This is a genomic window from Agreia sp. Leaf335, assembly GCF_001423605.1.
In the GTDB taxonomy this organism is placed as follows: domain Bacteria; phylum Actinomycetota; class Actinomycetes; order Actinomycetales; family Microbacteriaceae; genus Agreia.
The window spans coordinates 867,610-884,579 of the sequence record NZ_LMOQ01000002.1; the positions used below are offsets into that span (position 1 = coordinate 867,610).

At 67.2% G+C, this 16,970-nt stretch carries 15 protein-coding genes; 8 read left to right on the forward strand and 7 right to left on the reverse strand.

The window, feature by feature from the left end; translation table 11 throughout:
* Positions 1-4 precede the first annotated feature (4 nt).
* Genes ASF79_RS10105 through ASF79_RS10120 form a run of 4 tightly spaced genes read right to left on the reverse strand, consistent with a single transcriptional unit; the run spans position 5 to position 4,640 of the window.
* Positions 5-841: an aldo/keto reductase gene (locus ASF79_RS10105; protein ID WP_055783388.1), complete on the reverse strand. Its 837-nt coding sequence runs from the start codon at positions 839-841 to the stop codon at positions 5-7.
* Positions 838-2,262, reverse strand: a complete 1,425-nt coding sequence (locus ASF79_RS10110) for an aromatic amino acid ammonia-lyase (protein WP_055854402.1) — start codon at positions 2,260-2,262, stop codon at positions 838-840. The genes ASF79_RS10105 and ASF79_RS10110 overlap by 4 nt, the downstream gene beginning before the upstream one ends.
* The gene (locus tag ASF79_RS10115) at positions 2,262-3,563 is read right to left on the reverse strand and encodes an NtaA/DmoA family FMN-dependent monooxygenase (RefSeq protein ID WP_055854406.1); all 1,302 of its coding nucleotides are present in this window, start codon (positions 3,561-3,563) and stop codon (positions 2,262-2,264) included. Before ASF79_RS10115 ends, ASF79_RS10110 begins: the two co-directional genes overlap by 1 nt.
* Before the next feature lie 30 nt (positions 3,564-3,593).
* Positions 3,594-4,640, reverse strand: a complete 1,047-nt coding sequence (locus tag ASF79_RS10120; RefSeq protein ID WP_082466492.1) for a PLP-dependent cysteine synthase family protein — start codon at positions 4,638-4,640, stop codon at positions 3,594-3,596.
* 137 nt (positions 4,641-4,777) lie between these two features.
* Between ASF79_RS10120 and ASF79_RS10125 the strand changes: the two genes are divergently transcribed.
* Entirely contained in the window at positions 4,778-5,641 is an 864-nt protein-coding gene (locus ASF79_RS10125; protein WP_055854409.1) for a patatin-like phospholipase family protein, read from the forward strand.
* 2 nt (positions 5,642-5,643) lie between these two features.
* On the forward strand, positions 5,644-6,240 hold the full coding sequence (locus ASF79_RS10130; RefSeq protein ID WP_055854411.1) for a gamma carbonic anhydrase family protein: 597 nt from the start codon (positions 5,644-5,646) through the stop codon (positions 6,238-6,240).
* Here the strand turns inward: ASF79_RS10130 and ASF79_RS10135 are convergent.
* Positions 6,201-7,055 (reverse strand): MFS transporter, encoded by an 855-nt coding sequence (locus ASF79_RS10135; protein ID WP_082495799.1) that lies wholly within the window; start codon positions 7,053-7,055, stop codon positions 6,201-6,203. The two genes, ASF79_RS10130 and ASF79_RS10135, sit on opposite strands and share 40 nt — an antisense overlap.
* An 18-nt stretch (positions 7,056-7,073) precedes the next feature.
* Positions 7,074-7,430, reverse strand: a complete 357-nt coding sequence (locus ASF79_RS10140) for an MFS transporter (protein WP_055854417.1) — start codon at positions 7,428-7,430, stop codon at positions 7,074-7,076.
* A gap of 39 nt (positions 7,431-7,469) precedes the next feature.
* Between ASF79_RS10140 and ASF79_RS10145 the strand changes: the two genes are divergently transcribed.
* The 3 genes from ASF79_RS10145 to ASF79_RS10155 all read left to right on the forward strand — a co-directional run bounded on the left by ASF79_RS10145 (position 7,470) and on the right by ASF79_RS10155 (position 10,629).
* Positions 7,470-8,462, forward strand: coding sequence for a LacI family DNA-binding transcriptional regulator (locus tag ASF79_RS10145; protein ID WP_200933559.1), 993 nt, complete (start codon positions 7,470-7,472; stop codon positions 8,460-8,462).
* A 205-nt stretch (positions 8,463-8,667) separates the two neighbouring features.
* A complete protein-coding gene (locus ASF79_RS10150) occupies positions 8,668-10,002 on the forward strand; it encodes an HNH endonuclease signature motif containing protein (RefSeq protein WP_055854420.1) in 1,335 nt (444 codons plus the stop codon).
* Positions 10,003-10,215: 213 nt separating this feature from the next.
* The gene (locus ASF79_RS10155) at positions 10,216-10,629 is read left to right on the forward strand and encodes an SRPBCC family protein (RefSeq protein ID WP_055854425.1); all 414 of its coding nucleotides are present in this window, start codon (positions 10,216-10,218) and stop codon (positions 10,627-10,629) included.
* On the opposite strand, the gene ASF79_RS10160 is transcribed toward ASF79_RS10155, so the two are convergent.
* Positions 10,604-11,134 carry a GNAT family N-acetyltransferase gene (locus ASF79_RS10160; RefSeq protein ID WP_235500718.1) on the reverse strand — a complete coding sequence of 177 codons (531 nt, stop codon included), beginning with the start codon at positions 11,132-11,134 and terminating at the stop codon, positions 10,604-10,606. The genes ASF79_RS10155 and ASF79_RS10160 overlap by 26 nt on opposite strands.
* Positions 11,135-11,251: 117 nt before the next feature.
* Here ASF79_RS10160 and hrpA point away from each other — a divergent pair, with 117 nt between their 5' ends.
* From hrpA to ASF79_RS10175, 3 genes are read left to right on the forward strand one after another with little or no spacing between them, the layout of a single operon-like run.
* A complete protein-coding gene (gene hrpA / locus ASF79_RS10165) occupies positions 11,252-15,082 on the forward strand; it encodes an ATP-dependent RNA helicase HrpA (RefSeq protein ID WP_055854428.1) in 3,831 nt (1,276 codons plus the stop codon).
* A 12-nt stretch (positions 15,083-15,094) separates the two neighbouring features.
* Complete coding sequence (locus ASF79_RS10170) at positions 15,095-16,306, forward strand: MFS transporter (RefSeq protein ID WP_055854431.1); 1,212 nt, start codon at positions 15,095-15,097, stop codon at positions 16,304-16,306.
* A gap of 2 nt (positions 16,307-16,308) precedes the next feature.
* On the forward strand, positions 16,309-16,962 hold the full coding sequence (locus ASF79_RS10175) for a pyridoxine/pyridoxamine 5'-phosphate oxidase (RefSeq protein ID WP_200933560.1): 654 nt from the start codon (positions 16,309-16,311) through the stop codon (positions 16,960-16,962).
* Positions 16,963-16,970 lie beyond the last annotated feature (8 nt).

Consider the following 16,970-nt stretch of genomic DNA (forward strand, 5'->3'; position numbering starts at 1 on the left):
CCCGTCAGTTGACCTCGTCGGGGTGGCCGCCGACGCGACCGTCTTTCTCCAGCGCGGTGATGGACGCCTGCTCGTCGTCGCTGAGCTCGAAGTCGAAGATCTGGAAGTTCTCTTCGATGCGCTCGCGGTTGTTCGACTTGGGGAAGATGATGTTGCCCTGCTGGATGTGCCAGCGCAGGATCACTTGGGCGAGCGACTTGCCGTGGGCCTCGGCAATCTCCTGCACGTTCGGCTCTTTCAGGAGCGCCCCCTGGGCGAGGGGGCTCCACGCCTCGGTCGCGATACCGTGCTCGCGGCCGAATGCGGTGATCTCGCGCTGCTGGAACTCGGGGTGCAGCTCGATCTGGTTGACGGCCGGCACCACATCGGTCTCGCCGAGGAGGCGTGTGAGGTGGTCGACGGTGAAGTTCGAGACGCCGATCGACTTGGCCCGACCCGACTCACGGATCTTCTCGAGGGCCTTCCACGCGTCGACGTAGTTGTCGTTGGCCGGCGCGGGCCAGTGAATCAGGTAGAGGTCGACGTAGTCGAGCTGCAGGCGACCGAGGCTCTTCTCGAATGCCTCGAGACCCGATTCGTAGCCCTGGTCGGCGTTCCACAGCTTCGTGGTGATGAAGAGCTCGTCGCGGTCGATGCCGCTGGTCTTGATGGCGTGACCGACGCCCTCCTCGTTGCCGTAGATCTTGGCCGTGTCGATGTGCCGGTAGCCCACCTCGAATGCGTCTCTGACGATGCGCGACGTCTTGTCGGGATCGACCTTGAAGACACCGAAGCCGAGCTGGGGAATGGTGTTGCCGTCGTTGAGGGTGACCAGGGGAACGGATGATTCGGAAATAGTCATTGATCAATCGTGTCACGTTCACCGGCCGACGCAACGGCCTTGACGGCATCGATCACGAGGTCACGGGCGGTGTCGAGACGCCCGATTCGTTCCACCAACTCGACGGCCAGTCGACGGGTGCCGCGTCCGAGGCGAGGGGGCGTGTCGAGGCTGCGCACGAGCTCGGCGGCGTGCAGCGCCTCCACGGCGAAGATCTGTCGGCAGAGCCTGATCTGCCGCTGCAGCAGGCGCACGGCCAGGGGCGCGAACGAGGCCTGATCCTCGACCTGCGACAGCGTCGTTCCGGATGCCGACACCGGGTTCGCGAGGTGCCGCACCTCGGCGAGGCTGGCCGCCGCCGCATACCAGCTGAGGCCGGGCACGGCGTTGTCGCCAGAGCGACGGAGCGGGGTGGCGAGGCCTGAGAGCACGGCGATGCGCCGCTCCGAGATACCGGCCAGATGGGCGAGCGCCACGCGCAGGCTTTCGATAGACAACACCAGTCGGAGCGGCTCGAAGTTGCCGTTCGAGAGCATGGCGCCGTCGCCCTGCGTCACGACGAGCGGGTTGTCTCCCGGCGCGTTGAGCTCGTCTTCGATCACCGATGCCGCGAGCGCCGTCGCGTCGCGCACGGCGCCGTGAACCTGCGGCACTGTGCGAAACGACAGCGGATCCTGCACGGATGCGGCGTGCTCCGCGTCTTCGAGGAGTCCCCCGGAGACTCGAGCGCGGAGGCTCCGGGCCGCCTCCCGCTGCCCGGAGGACCGACGACGAGCGTGCACCCGATCGCCGAACGGGCTGAGTGAGCCTCCCGACCCCGTGGCGCCCAGTGTTTCGAGCGACAACGCGGCCACCGCATCGGCCTCGCTCACGAGTGCGCGCAGCTCGGCCACGGCGAGGGCGCCCACGCCGATCGAATAGGAGTTCGCGCTGATCGCCGCGAGCGCCTCCCCCGCCGCGAAGGGCAGGCCCTGGCGCACACGGGCGGCGACCTCGGCGAGCAGGGCGAGATCGGATGCGCCGACCGAGCCCGTGGCATACACCTCGGGTAGCGGGCCGCCGTCGAGGAGCCGGGCGTACGCATCCGCGAGCTCTGGGCGCACGCCCGAGCCGCCGAGCGAGAAACCGACCACGCGGGCGAAGATGAGTGCGCGCACCTCGCGCGGGGCGAGCGGGTCACCGATACTGCCGCGGTGGTTGTCGATGACCTGGTTCTGAAACGCGGTGATCTCGTCGGCGGAGACACGGGTGTCGCGACCGGCACCCAGGTGGGTGTTCAGGCCGTAGACGGCCGATCCCGATTTCTGCACCGACTCGACGACGCGACGTGCGCGGGCGATCGTGCCCACGACATCCGGTGTCAGCTCGATCGACGCGCCGTCGGCGACGGTCACCACATCGTCGATCGTGATCGGCTGCCCCTCGAGCCGGAGCACACCCATCAGAAGTCCAGGAGGTTGCCGCGCAGCCCGCCATCGCCGAACTCCCGACGGATCAGCCCTCGACGGCGCAGAACGGGAACGAGCGGATCGAGGGTGCGGTGCACGTTCGCGGGATGCACCTGGCCAGCGAAGAGAAAGCCGTCTCCCCCGCTGGCCTCGCCGAGCTCCTCGAGGTGGTCGACGATCTCGTCGGCCGTGCCGATCACGGCGAGCCCGTCTCGGTTCGCACGCACCTGGAGGATCTCGCGCAGCGTCGAGCCGGGGGGCGCAGACTTCACGAAGTTGTCGAGGGTGCCCTGGTTGCTGTTCGTGGTGAGCTCGGGCAGCGGAGCGTCGAGGTCGAAGGCCTTGAAGTCGACTCCGGAGAGGTACGAGATCGACTGCAGGGCTTCGTCGATCGCGGCCTGGTTGAGATCGGAGCGGCGGGCCTTGGCGCTGGCCGTCTCCTCGGCGTTCGCGGTGACGATCGGCGTGACCGCGAAGAGCACCTTCACGTGATCGGGGTTGCGACCCGCTGCCAGTGCGATCTGGCGGATGCTGTCACGGAATTCGCGGTTGCGCTCGGGCGTCGACGACAGGGCGATGATCACGTCGGAGTTCTGGCCGGCGAAGTCGCGACCTCGGCCGGACGCGCCCGCCTGCACCATGACGGGTTCCTGCGACATCGGCACGGTGTTGATCGGGCCGCGGACCTTGAAGAACTGCCCCTCGTGGTTGATCGGCGCCACCTTCGTGAAGTCGGCGAACACCCCGCGCTCCGCGTCTTCGAGCACCGAACCCGGAGCCCAGCTGCGCCAGAGCTTGCGGATGACGCTGACCCACTCGTCGGCGCGGTCGTAGCGCAGGTCGTGCTCGATCTGCAAGGCGCGCCCGTAGTTCTGCGCCGCCAGGTCGCTGCCGCTGGTCACCACGTTCCAACCGAGTCGGCCATCGGCGAAGTGCTGCAGCGTCGCCAGGAGGCGAGCCGCCGTGAACGGTTCGTAGAACGACGCGCTGAGAGTCGGCACGATGCCGAGGTTCTCTGTCGCCGACAGCAGATAGGGCACCAGCGGCAGGGGGTCGTGCTTCGGAGCGAAGCGCGCGTTGGCGAGGTTGACCTCGCTCGTGCCGCCATAGGTGTCGGGAACGGTGACGCCGTCTTCGATGATCAGCAGGTCGAGGCCGCTGTGCTCGAACAGCCGCGCGGCGTCTTGGTAGATCTGGGGCTTCTTCCAGTCGTAGCCGATGCCGTAGCTGGGGTCGCCCCAGCCCTGCACGCCGAAACCGGCGCCGAGAAACCATCCGAAATGAAGCAGAGCCATAGCGATAAACCTTTGGAAAGAGAGCGTCGGTCAGATGGAATACGTGCCGACGCCGAGGTCGGTGAGCCACGCATCGTCGAACGCCTTGGTCAGATAGTTCGCACCGGTGTCGGGTGCGATCGCGACGACGACCGAACCCTGCGGGGCTTTCGCGGCCACCCGCAGAGCGACGGCCACGGCGAGCGCAGACGAGGGGCCGAGCAGCAGTGCCTCGGAAGCGGCGAGCGTGTGCACGGTGTCGTAGATCTCCTGATCCGACACCACGACGTACTCGTCGACGACCTCGTGGTGGTAGGTCTGCGGCCAATTCGACTGGGCCCATCTGTTGCCAGCGCCCTCGACGTTGATCTGGCCGGCCGCGTTGCCGCTGTAGGTCGACCCGGTCGGGTCGGCCCCGATGACCCGGATGCGATCGGCCGAGACATCCTTCAGGAAACGGCCCGTCCCACTGATCGTTCCGCCCGTGCCGACGGATGCGACGAGGTGCGTCACCTTGTGGGCGCTCTGGCGCCAGATCTCCGGCCCGGTGGTCTGGTAGTGGGCGCCGGGATTGCTCTCGTTCTCGTACTGCGACGGACGCCACGCGTTGGGCAGCTCGGCCGCGATGCGATCGGCGATGGCACGAGCATTGTTCGGACTCTCGGGCGGAGCCTCCCAGTCGGCCTCGACCAGGCGGGCACCGTAGGCCTTGAGCACGGCCCGCTTCTCATCGGAGATGTACGCGCTATGGATGATCACGACAGGGTGCCCCGTGAGCCGCCCAACCAGCGCCAGGCCGATGCCCGTGTTGCCCGAACTCGACTCGACGATGGTGGCGCCCGGCTTCAGCGCGCCGCTCGCCTCGGCGGCACGGATCATGTGCAGGGCGATGCGATCCTTCGCCGACCCACCTGCGTTGCGACTCTCGAGCTTCACGAGGACTCGCGCCGGAAGGCCGTGCGCCAGGACGTTCAATTCGATCAGTGGCGTGTTGCCGATCAGCGAGACGACCGACGGTGTGATGTCTTCGACGAGGTCGTCACACTGGCCGTCTCCTGACGCCGGAGCGGCCAGGGGTCGTGTGTCGAGGTTCGTCATGAGCCGACACTACGACGACCAAGACGCTTCAGACCGTCGTGTGTCGTCCTGTTACACAGCGGCCCCGGAGGCTCCCGCTCGGCGGCAGGACTAGCATTGCTCGGGTCATTCGGAGTCAGCCAACTGGAGGTAGTCGCATGAGCCAAGGATCACTCGTCTTCGCGGGCGGCGGCGTCGCCGGAATCGCCTGGGAGGTCGGCGTCATGCAGGGACTCTTCGACGCAGATCCGCAGCTCTTCGAGAGGCTGCTCGCCGCCGACACCCGCATCGTCGGCACCTCGGCCGGATCTGCAGTCGGAGCCCAGCTGGCCGGAGACACCGGAATCGCCGAGTCATTCGCCTCGCAGATCGAGGAGGAGACGGCCGAGCTCGGAGCCGACATCGACGCGGTCGAGCTGCAGGCGAAGTTCGTCGCAGCCGTCGAAGGCGCCACGTCTCCAGAGGACGCGCGCCGCCGCATCGGCCGACTGGCTCTCGAGACCCCGTCGGTCGACGAGAGCGTGCGTATCGAGGTCATCCGCTCCCGGCTCGCCGACACCCGGTGGCCGCAGCGCGACCTCAGGGTCACCGCCGTCGAGGTCGAGTCCGGCGACTTCGTGGTCTTCGACCGCACGAGCGGGGCCGAGCTCGCCGACGCGGTCGCCGCGAGCTGCGCCGTTCCCGGCGTCTGGCCACCGGTCACGATCAACGGCTCGCGTTACATGGATGGCGGGGTCCGATCGGGCAGCAACGCCGATCTCGCGGCCGGCTCCGACTGGGTCGTCATCGTCACGCCTCTTCCCGGTGTGGGCGAGCCAGGCCTCGGCACGATTGCCACGGCCGAGCTCGACGCGCTCGGCGGCGTTCCCACCGTGATCATCTACGCCGACCCCGCATCGATCGCCGCCTTCGGCCCGAATCCCCTCGACCCTGCCACCCGCCGCGCATCGGCCGAGGCGGGCCGCGCGGTCGGCCGCGCATCCGCCGAGCGTGTCGCAGCTACGCTCGCGGCGGCGCTCTAGGGGTGCTCTACGAGAGCCGGGGCGCGCGTCCGCGCGTCGATCCGGATGCGCTGGTCGCGGCATCCGCTATCGTCTCTGGCGATGTGACAATCGGGCCGGGCTCACGCGTCATGCACGGCGCCGTGCTGACGGCCGAGGACGGCCCGATCGTGATCGGCGCCAACGTCGTGGTGCTGGAGAACGCGGTGATTCGCGGGCGAGCGGGTCACGCCGCGATTATAGGCGACGAGGTCATGGTCGGGCCGCACGCGCACATCAACGGATGCACAGTCGGTTCCGGCGCGTTCATCGCCACGGGAGCATCCGTCTTTCCCGGCGCGGTCATCGGTGAGGGCGCCGAGGTGCGCATCAACGCCGTCGTTCAGGTCAACACCCGACTCGCGGCGGGCGCCGTCGTTCCCATCTCCTGGGTGGCCGTCGGCGATCCGGCCCAGCTGTTCTCGCCCGACCGACACGACGAGATCTGGGCCGTGCAGCGCACGCTCGACTTCGTAGGCACGGTGTACGGGGCAGGGAACGACGCGACGATGAAGGACATCATGCGATCCCAGTCCGAGTTCTACGGCGCGCACCGCGAAGACACCGAGCTGACCGGCTGAGGCCGGTCGCTTTCTCTCAAGGCCCGGTATCGAAGCACGAGCGGTGAGAGCATGCCGAACGCGGCGACGAGCACCGTGACGCCGATCATCGAGCCACGCAGCCCGACCGCGCTCGACAGCAGACCGACGAAGACAGGACCGAGGAGAAAGCCAATGTAGGCGGTCGTGGCGATGATCGACGTCGTGCTGCCGCGAATGTCGTCGTCGATGCCGCGCACCGCCTGACTCAGCAGAGTGGGGAACAACACGGATGTGCCCACTGCCGCCAGCGCGAGACCGACGAGGGCGACACCGACGTTCTCGGCAGCCGCCACGATGAGAGTGCCGACGACGGCGGTGGCGGCACCTCCGACAAGGAGAGCGACAGCGGGAACCCTGGCGGAGAAGCCCACGACGAAACGGGTGATCGCCGCGCAGGCCGCAAAGGTCGCCGGAGCGATGGCGGCCAGAGCCGGCGACGCCTTCAGTTCGTCGACGAGATAGATGGCGCCCCAACTCTGGTGCGCATTCTCTGCGGCGAAGCCGAGCGCCCCGACCAGGCCCACGATGACGAACGGCAGAAGCAGTGCCGGTCTGCGGCGCATGGTGTTCGTTGTGACGCCGGTTTCGGATTCGGCTCGGGTTCCGGATTCGGCTCGGGTTCCGGTTGTCGTACGGGTTCCGCGGCCGAACACCACGACGCCGCTTGCGAGGATCACGAGGCCTGAGACGACGAAGGTCAGGGGCGCCCCACCGCCGCTCCCGAAGATCGCACCCGCTCCGAGGCTGCCCACCACGACGAACGAAGAGAAGACGGCGTGCGCGAGCGTGATGATGCGACGGCCCGATCGGGCCTACTCCCCGCCGGCGAGGGCGTTTGCGGCGACGTCGGATGCCCCCGATGTCGCGCCGACCAGAAGCATGCCGACGCACACGGCCACGATGTCGCGGGCAAAGACGGCCACAAGGATGCCCGCTACCGCGAGGGTTGCGAGGAGCAGACCGGTGATCCTGGTTCCGAATCGATCGACGGCTCGCCCCGTGAACAGCATCGCCGGCAGAGCCCCGAGGCCTACGCAGAGCAGAGCGCCGCCGAGTTGAGCGTCGGACACCCCCGCCGTCTGTCTCAGCGCGGGCAGAGCCGCGCCCCACACACCCCAGAAAATGCCGAAACCGGCGAAGGCGACGAACGAAAGCGGTAGTCGAGTCATTTGTGTAACGATACACAACAGCGGCGGTAGGGTGGTGTCATGGCTTCGCAACGCGTCACGATGCGGCAGGTCGCCGCCGAAGCCGGTGTCGCCCCTATGACCGTGAGCTACACGTACACCCGACCCGAGCGCGTCGCGCCCGATACTCGCGCCCGAGTACTCGCCGCCGCCCGGCACCTCGGCTATGGGGGGCCCGACCCGGTTGCTCGCTCTCTGCGCAGCGGAGCCACGGGCAATCTCGGCGTCGTGTTGGGCGAACATCTCAGCTACGCGTTCGAAGACCCTCAGGCCGCCCGATTCCTGGCCGGCGTATCGAGCGTATGCGTCGAGGAACAGCTCGGGCTCGTTCTCATTCCCAGCACCGGAGCAGCCGACGATGTCGACCGGGTGCGCGAGGCGGCTGTCGATGGTTTTGTCCTCTGGACGACCGACGTCTCGGACCCCGTACTCGAGGCGGTCGCAGCAACGGGGCGACCAGCGGCCATCCAGGGAGGTCCATCCACCCCGGGAGTCTCCGTCGTCTCCCCCGATGACCGGAGCGCAGCGCGGGCCATGGCGTCGCACATGCTGTCCGAAGCCACCTCTCCACTGATCCTCTCGTTTCCCCTCGACCGCGGGCGCCGAGCGGAGCTTGTGCGAGGGCCCGACACAGCGGTGGGCTTTCCGATCACCCGAGCCCGCCTCGAAGGGTACCGAGACGCGGTCGACGACTCCGCAAGGACCTGGAACGACATACCCGTCGCCGTCGTGGCTCGAAACAGTCGTGACGATGGTCGACTGGCCATCCGCGATGCGCTCGTGCGCACGCGCCCCGATGTCGTCATCGCGATGAGCGACCAACTCGCCGCCGGGGCCATCGACGTCCTGGGGTCGAACGCCGCCGTCAGCGGATGGGATGACAGCGAACTTGCCCAGACGCTCGGGTTCTCGAGCGTGAGCCAGTCGCTCTACGATCAGGGCGTCACGTGCGCCCGCATCGCCTCCGGGTCCGCCAGCCCCGAGTCCCCCGCCTGGAGCCTGACGCTGCGCTGACCGGTCGCCGCGTTCGGCGTCGGTGCGCACCCATCATCTGCGTTGATCGAGTAGGCCGCCCGCGGCCGTATCGAGACCCCATCCGGGGTCGCGACTGCTCCTTCACAGGGCACGCCTTCGGATCGTTATCCACAGCCTTATTACCTGATCAACCAGCAAATGCCGGTTACTACTCGGTGTCGGTGGGTGCTGTTTGACTTCTCATATGACATCAACGATCCCGCTCCTCGAGCCCGACCCGTACGTGGTCGCGCTCAAGCAGGTCGCCGACCTCGACAGGCAGATAGCAGCGCTGTCTGCGGTCAGGGCCGAACGCGTCACCGACGCGAGAAACCACCTGCACCGGCAGGCGCCGTCCGACACATCAACGGGTGGGCCCGTCTGGTCGACGGACCGGGTCGAGAGGGTCGAGTTGTTCACCGAACTCGCCCAGTTCACTCGCCGCACCGAGTACCGGGCCGCGACCCTGATCGACACCAGTACCGCTCTCGTGGATCGCCTCCCTGCCACGCTCGCGGCAGTGGCTGCCGGAGCCGTGTCGTGGGAGCACGCCGAGGTCATCGCGAAGCATGCCGACGGCCTCGAGGGAGATGCGTTGACCGCCTATGACGCCCGGCTCGCGGCGCTGGCGGCTGAGGTGAACCCGAAACAGCTCGACCGCAAGGCGAGAGCGCAGGTCGAACTCGCCCAACCGTCTACCGCGGTCGAACGAGCCGAGAAGGCCGCGGCCACCCGGCGCATCTACGTCGATCCCGGAGCCGATGGCATGGCGTATTTGACGCTGTTCGCGCCGGCGCCCGAGATCCACGCGATCGCAGATCGGGCTGCACGCCTCGCTGCCGGGCTCAGGGCGGGTGGTGACCCGCGCAGCATGGGACACCTAAAGCTCGATGTCCTGTGCGATCTGATGCTCAACGGAGAGACCTCGATCCCCGGAGCCACCCGAGGAGTTCGAGGGCGGGTGCACATCATGGTTCCCGCGATGACTCTGCTCGGTCTCGGTGACGAGGCCGCGATCCTCCGCGGTTATGGTCCGATCGACCCGGCCACGGCGGCGCAGTTGACGGCGGAGGCGACCTCCTGGAGGCGCATCCTCACCGACCCGATCACGGGACGCATCCTCACGACCGATCCCCGCGACTACCGGCCAACCGCCCGGATGATCGACCACGCGAGACTCGTTCACCCGACGTGCGTGTTCCCGGGGTGCACTGTTCCGTCGGAGCGGGCCGACATCGACCACACCGAAGACCATGCCTTTGGCGGGCACACCACGTCAGAGAACCTCGCGCCACTCAGCCAGGGCCATCACAAGGTGAAGCACCACACGAGGTGGCAGATCGTGCAAAACGGAGAAGACACCCTCACCGCCACCTCACCAGCGGGCTACCAGTACACGATCCGGCCGGAAGGCAGGATGAAACCCGCACCGAAACAACTCATCACCGCGGCCACCACGGTCACCACGGTCGACGCGGTCACCACGGCAGCAGCTGCCGTCACCACCCCAGAAGAGGAGCTCGACGACTGTCCCTTCTGACGGGCCACGCGCGCGGAGCCCTTGGTCGACTTCGAGCACCCTTCCCCGAATGGACCCACCAACGAAGGAGAAGTTTCGACATCGCCAAAACCCGAGCCAGCGTCGAACGGGAGAACATCGGGGTTCCGCGTCGGCCGAAGTCGCCCCTGGAGTACCTCTCGACTGTCCCTCAAAGCTCTCGCCACAGCCTCGACCCGCTGGCAGACTGACGCTATGCAAAGCCGCCACGTCAGCCGCGTCATTTCGGCGAGCCCCCAATCGGTCTACGCTTTCGCGGCGAATCCCGACAACCTGCCGAGGTGGGCCTCCGGGTTGGCCCAATCCGAGGTGACCCGAGAGGGCGACACACTGTGGGTCGAATCGCCGATGGGTCGGGTCTCTGTGCGCTTCGTCGCGCCCAACGAGTTAGGCATTCTCGACCACGACGTCACACTTCCGTCGGGCGATACCGTGACCAATCCTGTTCGAGTGATATCGCACCCCGAGGGTGCAGAGGTCGTTTTCACGGTTCGCCAACTCGACCTCGACGACGACGAATTCGAGCGCGATGCACTCACCGTCGGGGAGGATCTCGACCGCTTGCGTCGGCTCCTCGAGCAAGCTACGACGTCACCACCCGGTATTTGAACCCGACGTGCGACGCCTCGAAGCCAAGCCGCTCGTAGAAGCGGTGCGCATCCACGCGGGCGGCATCTGACGTCAGCTGCACCAGCGGCACGCCCGAGACGCGAGCGTCCTCGATCGCCCACCGCATCATCGCCGCGCCGATACCGCGGTTGCGCCGACTCGACGAGACCCGCACGGCCTCGATCTGCAGACGAGACGCCCCGCGCCGGGCCAGGCCGGGAATCACCGTGAGCTGCATGGTGGCGACGACCGGGTCTGCGCCGTCTCCGTCGTCCGAGCCGTCCGCGCTCCCCACACCCTCGGAGTCGACGACCACGAGCAGGCGCTGGGCCGGGTCGCTGTCGATCGCGGCGAACGCCGCCTCGTATGCCTCACGATCGCTGGCATCGGCGGAGTCGCCCCTCGCGGCGCTGATGGGGTCGTCGGCGAGCAGGTCGATGATCGCAGAGAGATCGCCGATCGTGGCGCGTCGCAGCCGCATGGAACCGATAGGGAGCTGAAGCATCACGTCATCCATCGAACCCACGATACAGACGGGGCGAGACGCACAGAAAGACGAAGCCACGACCGGGGAACGGGCAGAGGGCGAGACAGACCCCGGAGAATCTAGAATGGAATGCTCATGGAATCCCTGCCCCGTATCGTCTTCCCGCCTGAACTTCCGGTCAGCCAGCGTCGCGACGATATCGCGCGCGCGATCGCCGAGAACCAGGTGGTCATCGTCGCGGGCGCAACCGGCTCGGGAAAGACCACGCAGCTTCCGAAGATCTGCCTCGAACTCGGTCGAGAATCAATCGGCCACACGCAGCCCCGTCGGCTCGCGGCGCGCACGATCGCCGAGCGCATCGCCGAAGAACTCGGCCAAGAGGTCGGCGGCCTCGTGGGCTACCAGGTGCGCTTCACCGACCGGGCGTCGAAAGACACCCGCATCAAGTTGATGACCGATGGCATCCTGCTCAACGAGATGCACCACGATCGCATGCTCTCGAAGTACGACACGATCATCATCGACGAGGCGCACGAACGCAGCCTGAACATCGACTTCCTGCTCGGCTACCTCAAGCAGCTGCTGCCGAAGCGGCCCGATCTCAAGCTGATCATCACCTCGGCCACGATCGACCCGCAGAGCTTTTCGCGGCACTTCGACGACGCACCCATCGTCGAGGTCTCCGGTCGCACGTTCCCCGTCGAGATCCGCTACCGACCGCTCGTTGCAGAAGACGGCACCGAGGAGCGAGACGAAGACGACCCTTCGACAGGCTCAGGGAACGCGACACCCGACCGCGACGTCTTCGAGGCCATCGGCGAAGCGGTCGACGAGCTGGGCCGAGAGAGCGACGGCGACGTCCTGGTCTTCCTCTCGGGAGAAAACGAGATCCGCGACGCGGAGGAGTCGCTCAAGGGCAAGTTCGCCAATCGCAGCTCGGCGGGCGGAGTCACCGAGATCCTGCCCCTCTACGGACGCCTCTCGAGCGCCGACCAGCACCGCGTGTTCCAGCGCAGCAGCACACCCGGCGTGCGCCGACGCATCGTGCTGGCGACCAACGTGGCAGAGACCAGCCTCACGGTGCCGGGCATCAAGTACGTGATCGATGCCGGTACCGCGCGCATCAGCCGCTACAGCGTGCGATCCAAGGTGCAGCGGCTGCCGATCGAGGCCATCTCTCAGGCCTCGGCCAACCAGCGTTCGGGCCGTTCGGGCCGCACCAGCGACGGAATCGCCATCCGGCTGTACTCGCAACAGGATTTCAAGAAGCGACCCGAGTTCACCGAACCCGAGATTCTGCGCACCAACCTGGCCGCGGTCATCCTGCAGATGATCTCGCTGGGCCTCGGCGACATCGCCTCCTTCCCGTTCCTTCAGCCGCCGGAATCCCGCGGCATCAAAGACGGCCTCGACCTGCTGACCGAGCTGGGCGCGCTGCGCACGGCTACGCCCGAAAACGGCACCGTCAAAACAAAGACGCCGGATGCCCAGCCACGGCTCACGAGGATCGGTCGCGACCTCGCGCGGCTGCCCATCGAGCCGCGCTTCGCCCGCATGGTGATCGAGTCCAAAGAAACGGGCACGAGTCGCGAGGTGATGCTCATCGTCGCAGGGCTCACGATCCAGGATCCCCGCGAGCGCCCGCTCGAACGCCGACAGAGGGCCGATGAGTTGCACGGCCGCTTCACCGATCCGACGAGCGACTTCCTCACCCTGCTCAACCTCTACAACTACCTCGAAGAGAAGCAGGCGGAGCTGTCGTCGAGCGCGTTCCGCCGCCTCTGCAAGAACGAGTTCCTCAACTACCTGCGCATCCGCGAGTGGCAAGACGTGTACCGCCAGCTGAAGCAACTGTCGAGGCCGCTGGGCCTCACGATCGGCGAGCCCGCGGTGAATCCCGACGGCATCCACCGCTCCATCCTCTCGGGTCTGCTCTCGCACATCGGCCTGAAAGACGCGGTCAAGAAGGACTATGTGGGTGCGCGCCAGACCCGCTTCAGCATCTTCCCTGGGTCGGTGCTGGGCAAGAAGCAGCCTGCCGCTGTCATGAGCGCGGAGCTCGTCGAGACGAGCAGATTGTTCGCTCGCATGAACGCGGCGATCGATCCCGCGTGGGCAGAGAAGCTCGCGGGCGACCTGGTCAAACGCAGCTACTCCGAGCCCCGCTGGGAGAAGAAGCAGGGCTCCGTCGTCGCCTACGAGCGGGTCACGCTGTTCGGCGTCCCCATCGTCGAGAAGCGGCGCATCCAGTTCTCTCGCGTCGACCCGTCGTACGCGCGCGAGCTGTTCATCCGGCACGCTCTCGTCGAAGGCGATTGGGAGTCGCAGCAGGCGTTCGACCGGGCCAACCGCGCGTTCCGGAAGGAGCTGGAGCAGATCGAGGAGCGCAGCCGCCGCCGCGATCTGCTGACAGACGACGAGGCAGTCTTCGACTTCTACAACGAGCGCATCCCCCGCGACGTCTTCTCGCAGCGCAGCTTCGAGGGGTGGTGGAAGACGGCGAAGCACGACACCCCTGACCTCCTCACCATGACCATCGACGCCCTGGTGCCCGAGGGCGCCCCCGAGATAGACGAGAACGAGTACCCGACGACGTGGCAGCAGGAGGACCAGCGTCTGGGCCTGAGCTACCGCTTCGAGCCCGGCACCGAAGACGACGGCGTCACGGCGACCGTGCCCCTCGCACTGCTTCCGCGGCTCAAGCCAGAGTCCTTCGAATATCAGGTGCCCGGCCTACGCGTCGAGTTGGTGACGGCGCTGATCAAATCGCTGCCCAAGAACATCCGCCGCAACTTTGTTCCCTCCACCGACTGGGCGGTGCGCCTGGTCGCCGAGACGCCCGAGGGCGGCGGCGACGAAGGATATCTCCAGGCCCTCGCCACGACCATGTCGCGCCTTGCCCACGTCTCGGTCAGCGCATCCGACTTCGACCGCGAGCGCCTGCCCTCTCATCTGCGCATGTCGTTCAGGGTCGTCGACGAGCGGGGCAAGACCCTGTCCGTCTCGAAGGATCTGCCCGCCCTGCAGCAGAAGCACCGCGGTGCTGCACGCGAGTCCGTGGCGAAGGCCACGACCCGCGTGTCGAGCGATCTCGAACGCACGGGGCTCACCTCGTGGAGCTTCGGCGAACTGCCCAAGCTCGTCGACACCAAGCAGCACGGCGGCGTGATCCGGGCCTACCCTGCGCTCGTCGACGAGGGGTCCTCCGTGGCCCTAAGACTGATGACCTCACCCGACGAGCAGGCGCTGCAGACTCCGGACGGCATCGTGCGTCTGCTGTTACTCGCCGTTCCGTCGCCCCTGTCGTACGTTCGTGAGCACCTCAGTCAGAACGAGAAGCTGATGCTCGCGACCAGCCCTTACCAGAACGTTCAGGCCCTGTTCGACGACTGCCTGCGGGCCGTGGCGCAGCGCGTGCTTTTCGAGACGGCACCGGATGGCATGCTCTGGAACGAGGCTGGGTTCCAGACGGCCCGAGACCGCCTCTCGGCGACGGTCATGGACGAGCTCTACGCGACGGTGGGAGTCGTCACCATGATTCTCTCGGCGGCGCGCGATGCCGAGAAGGCGCTGAAGGGTGTCACGAGCATGGCGATGCTGGCCGCCCTCGGCGATGCCCGGGAGCAGTTGAAGGGGCTCATCTACCCCGGCTTCGTGTCTGCGACGGGTACGACGCAGCTTCGCCAGCTGCCCCGCTATCTCAAGGCGCTCACGCAGAGACTCGACAAGTTGGCCGAGAATGCCGCACGCGATCGGGCCTGGATGACCGAGGTGCAGACGGCGACGAAACGCTATACCGACGCGGGTGGCCGCATCCCGCTCGCCCCGCACTCGCCGGCGAATATCGTGCGCGCGCGGTGGCTCCTCGAGGAATATCGTGTGAGCCTGTTTGCACAATCGCTCGGAACGGCGGAGCCTGTCTCTATGCAACGTATTCAGAAGGCACTTGTACCGGCTGGACGGTAGAGTGGAGAGGTTGTGAACAGCTACTCGAGTCTCCTCAAAACCCGCGGCGTCGCCCGCATCATCGCCGCGCAGCTGACCGCACGCTTTCCCTTCGGAATGCTGTCGCTTGCCTTCCTGCTGCATATCGAGAAGGTCCACGACTCCTACGGCTCGGCCGGTCTCGTTCTCGCGGCTCTCAGCATCGGCCAGGCCATTGCCGGGCCCCTCACCTCGCGGTTGATGGGCGTCTGGGGCATGCGTCAGGTGATCACGCTCACGATGATCATCTGCGCGTTCGCCATCACGGCCATCGCGCTGCTGCCGCTCGCGATCCCCGCCGCCATGGGTGTCGCCCTCGTCGCCGGCCTCACGATGCCGCCGATCCAACCGGCGGTCCGCACCATCTATCCGAAGATGGTCAACTCGAAGCAGCTCACCCCCCTCTTCTCGCTCGACGCCTCCGCGCAAGAGATCATCTGGGTGGTCGGCCCGGTCGTCACCACGTTCGTCGCCACCCAGATCAGCACCGTCTGGGGAATCCTGCTCGCGGCTATCTTCCTCGTCGGCGGAGGCATCTGGTTCATCGCGAGCCCCGAGCTCGGTCGAGTGCGCATCCCCCGCTCCCGACGCAAGCTCGGTGCCGTGCTCACGAAGCCGCCTGTGCTGCTCGCCACGGTCGTCGGTTTCCTCCTGATCGCCACCTGCGCTGCTATCGAGGCGGGCGTCGTCGCGTCGTTCGGCCACGACGGACTGGAGGCGGGCGTCGTGCTCGCCGTGTTCGCGATCGGCTCTCTGGTCGGCGGCCTTGCGCTGGGTCACGTTCCCATCGGGCCGTGGGCGCTGGCGCGTCGCATGCTCATCGTGCTCGTCGGTACGGCCCTGGCCGCCTTCTCGCTGAACATCTGGTGGCTCAGCGTCACCCTGTTCCTCGCGGGCGTCGGCATCGCACCCGCTCTCGCCGTCATGTTCTCCATCGTGTCGGCGAGCGTGCGCTTCAGTGACACGGCCGAGGCCTACGGTTGGGCGGGCACCGGCCAGCTCATCGGCGCCGCCGTGGGTTCGGCCGTCGCGGGCTTCATGATCGACAGCCGTGGGGCGTCTGGCGCGTTCGTCGTCGCGGCCGCCCTCGCGCTGATCGGCTTCATCGTGGCCTTCGTCGGAAAGCGCTGGCACCCCGATCTCCGCGGCAAAGACGCGAGCCCCATTCCCGACACCGAACCTATCCAGACAGTGAGCGGACTCTGATCGTGCGACCCCTTCGAGACAGTCTCCGTCCGCTCAAGAGCCTCACGAGCACTCCCCCGTCGTTCGATCCGTCGGCGGCCCCCGACAACCCGCTCGAACTCTTCGTGCGGTGGTTCACCCACGCGGTCGAGGCCGGTCAGGTCGAACCGCACGCCATGACGCTGTCCACCGTCGACGCCGATGGCGTTCCGGATGCGCGGGTGCTGATCCTGAAAGACCTCACCGACGACGGTTGGTGGTTCGCGAGCAGCTCCGCGAGCGCGAAGGGCGTGGAGTTGACGGCCAATCCGGTGGCCGCGCTCACTTTTTATTGGCCGGGGGTCGGCCGCTCCGTGCGCGTGCGCGGCACGGTCACCCGCGGCCCAGAAGAAGACAACGCGCGCGACTTCTCTCGCCGAGGACTCGGTGCGCGCGCCGTGGCGCTCGGCAGCCCGCAGAGTCAGCCGCTCGTCAGCCACGACGAGAGCGAGGCCGCCATCGAGGAGGCCGCGCGCGAACTCGACGCGCATCCAGAACTCGTGTCGCCCACGTGGACTCTCTGGTGCGTGTGCCCCGAGTCCGTCGAGTTCTGGCAGTCGGATGCCGAGCGCAGGCACCAGAGACTGCGGTACAGCAGTCAGGGCCAGAGCTGGTCGACGACGCTGCTCTGGCCCTGACTCCGAGC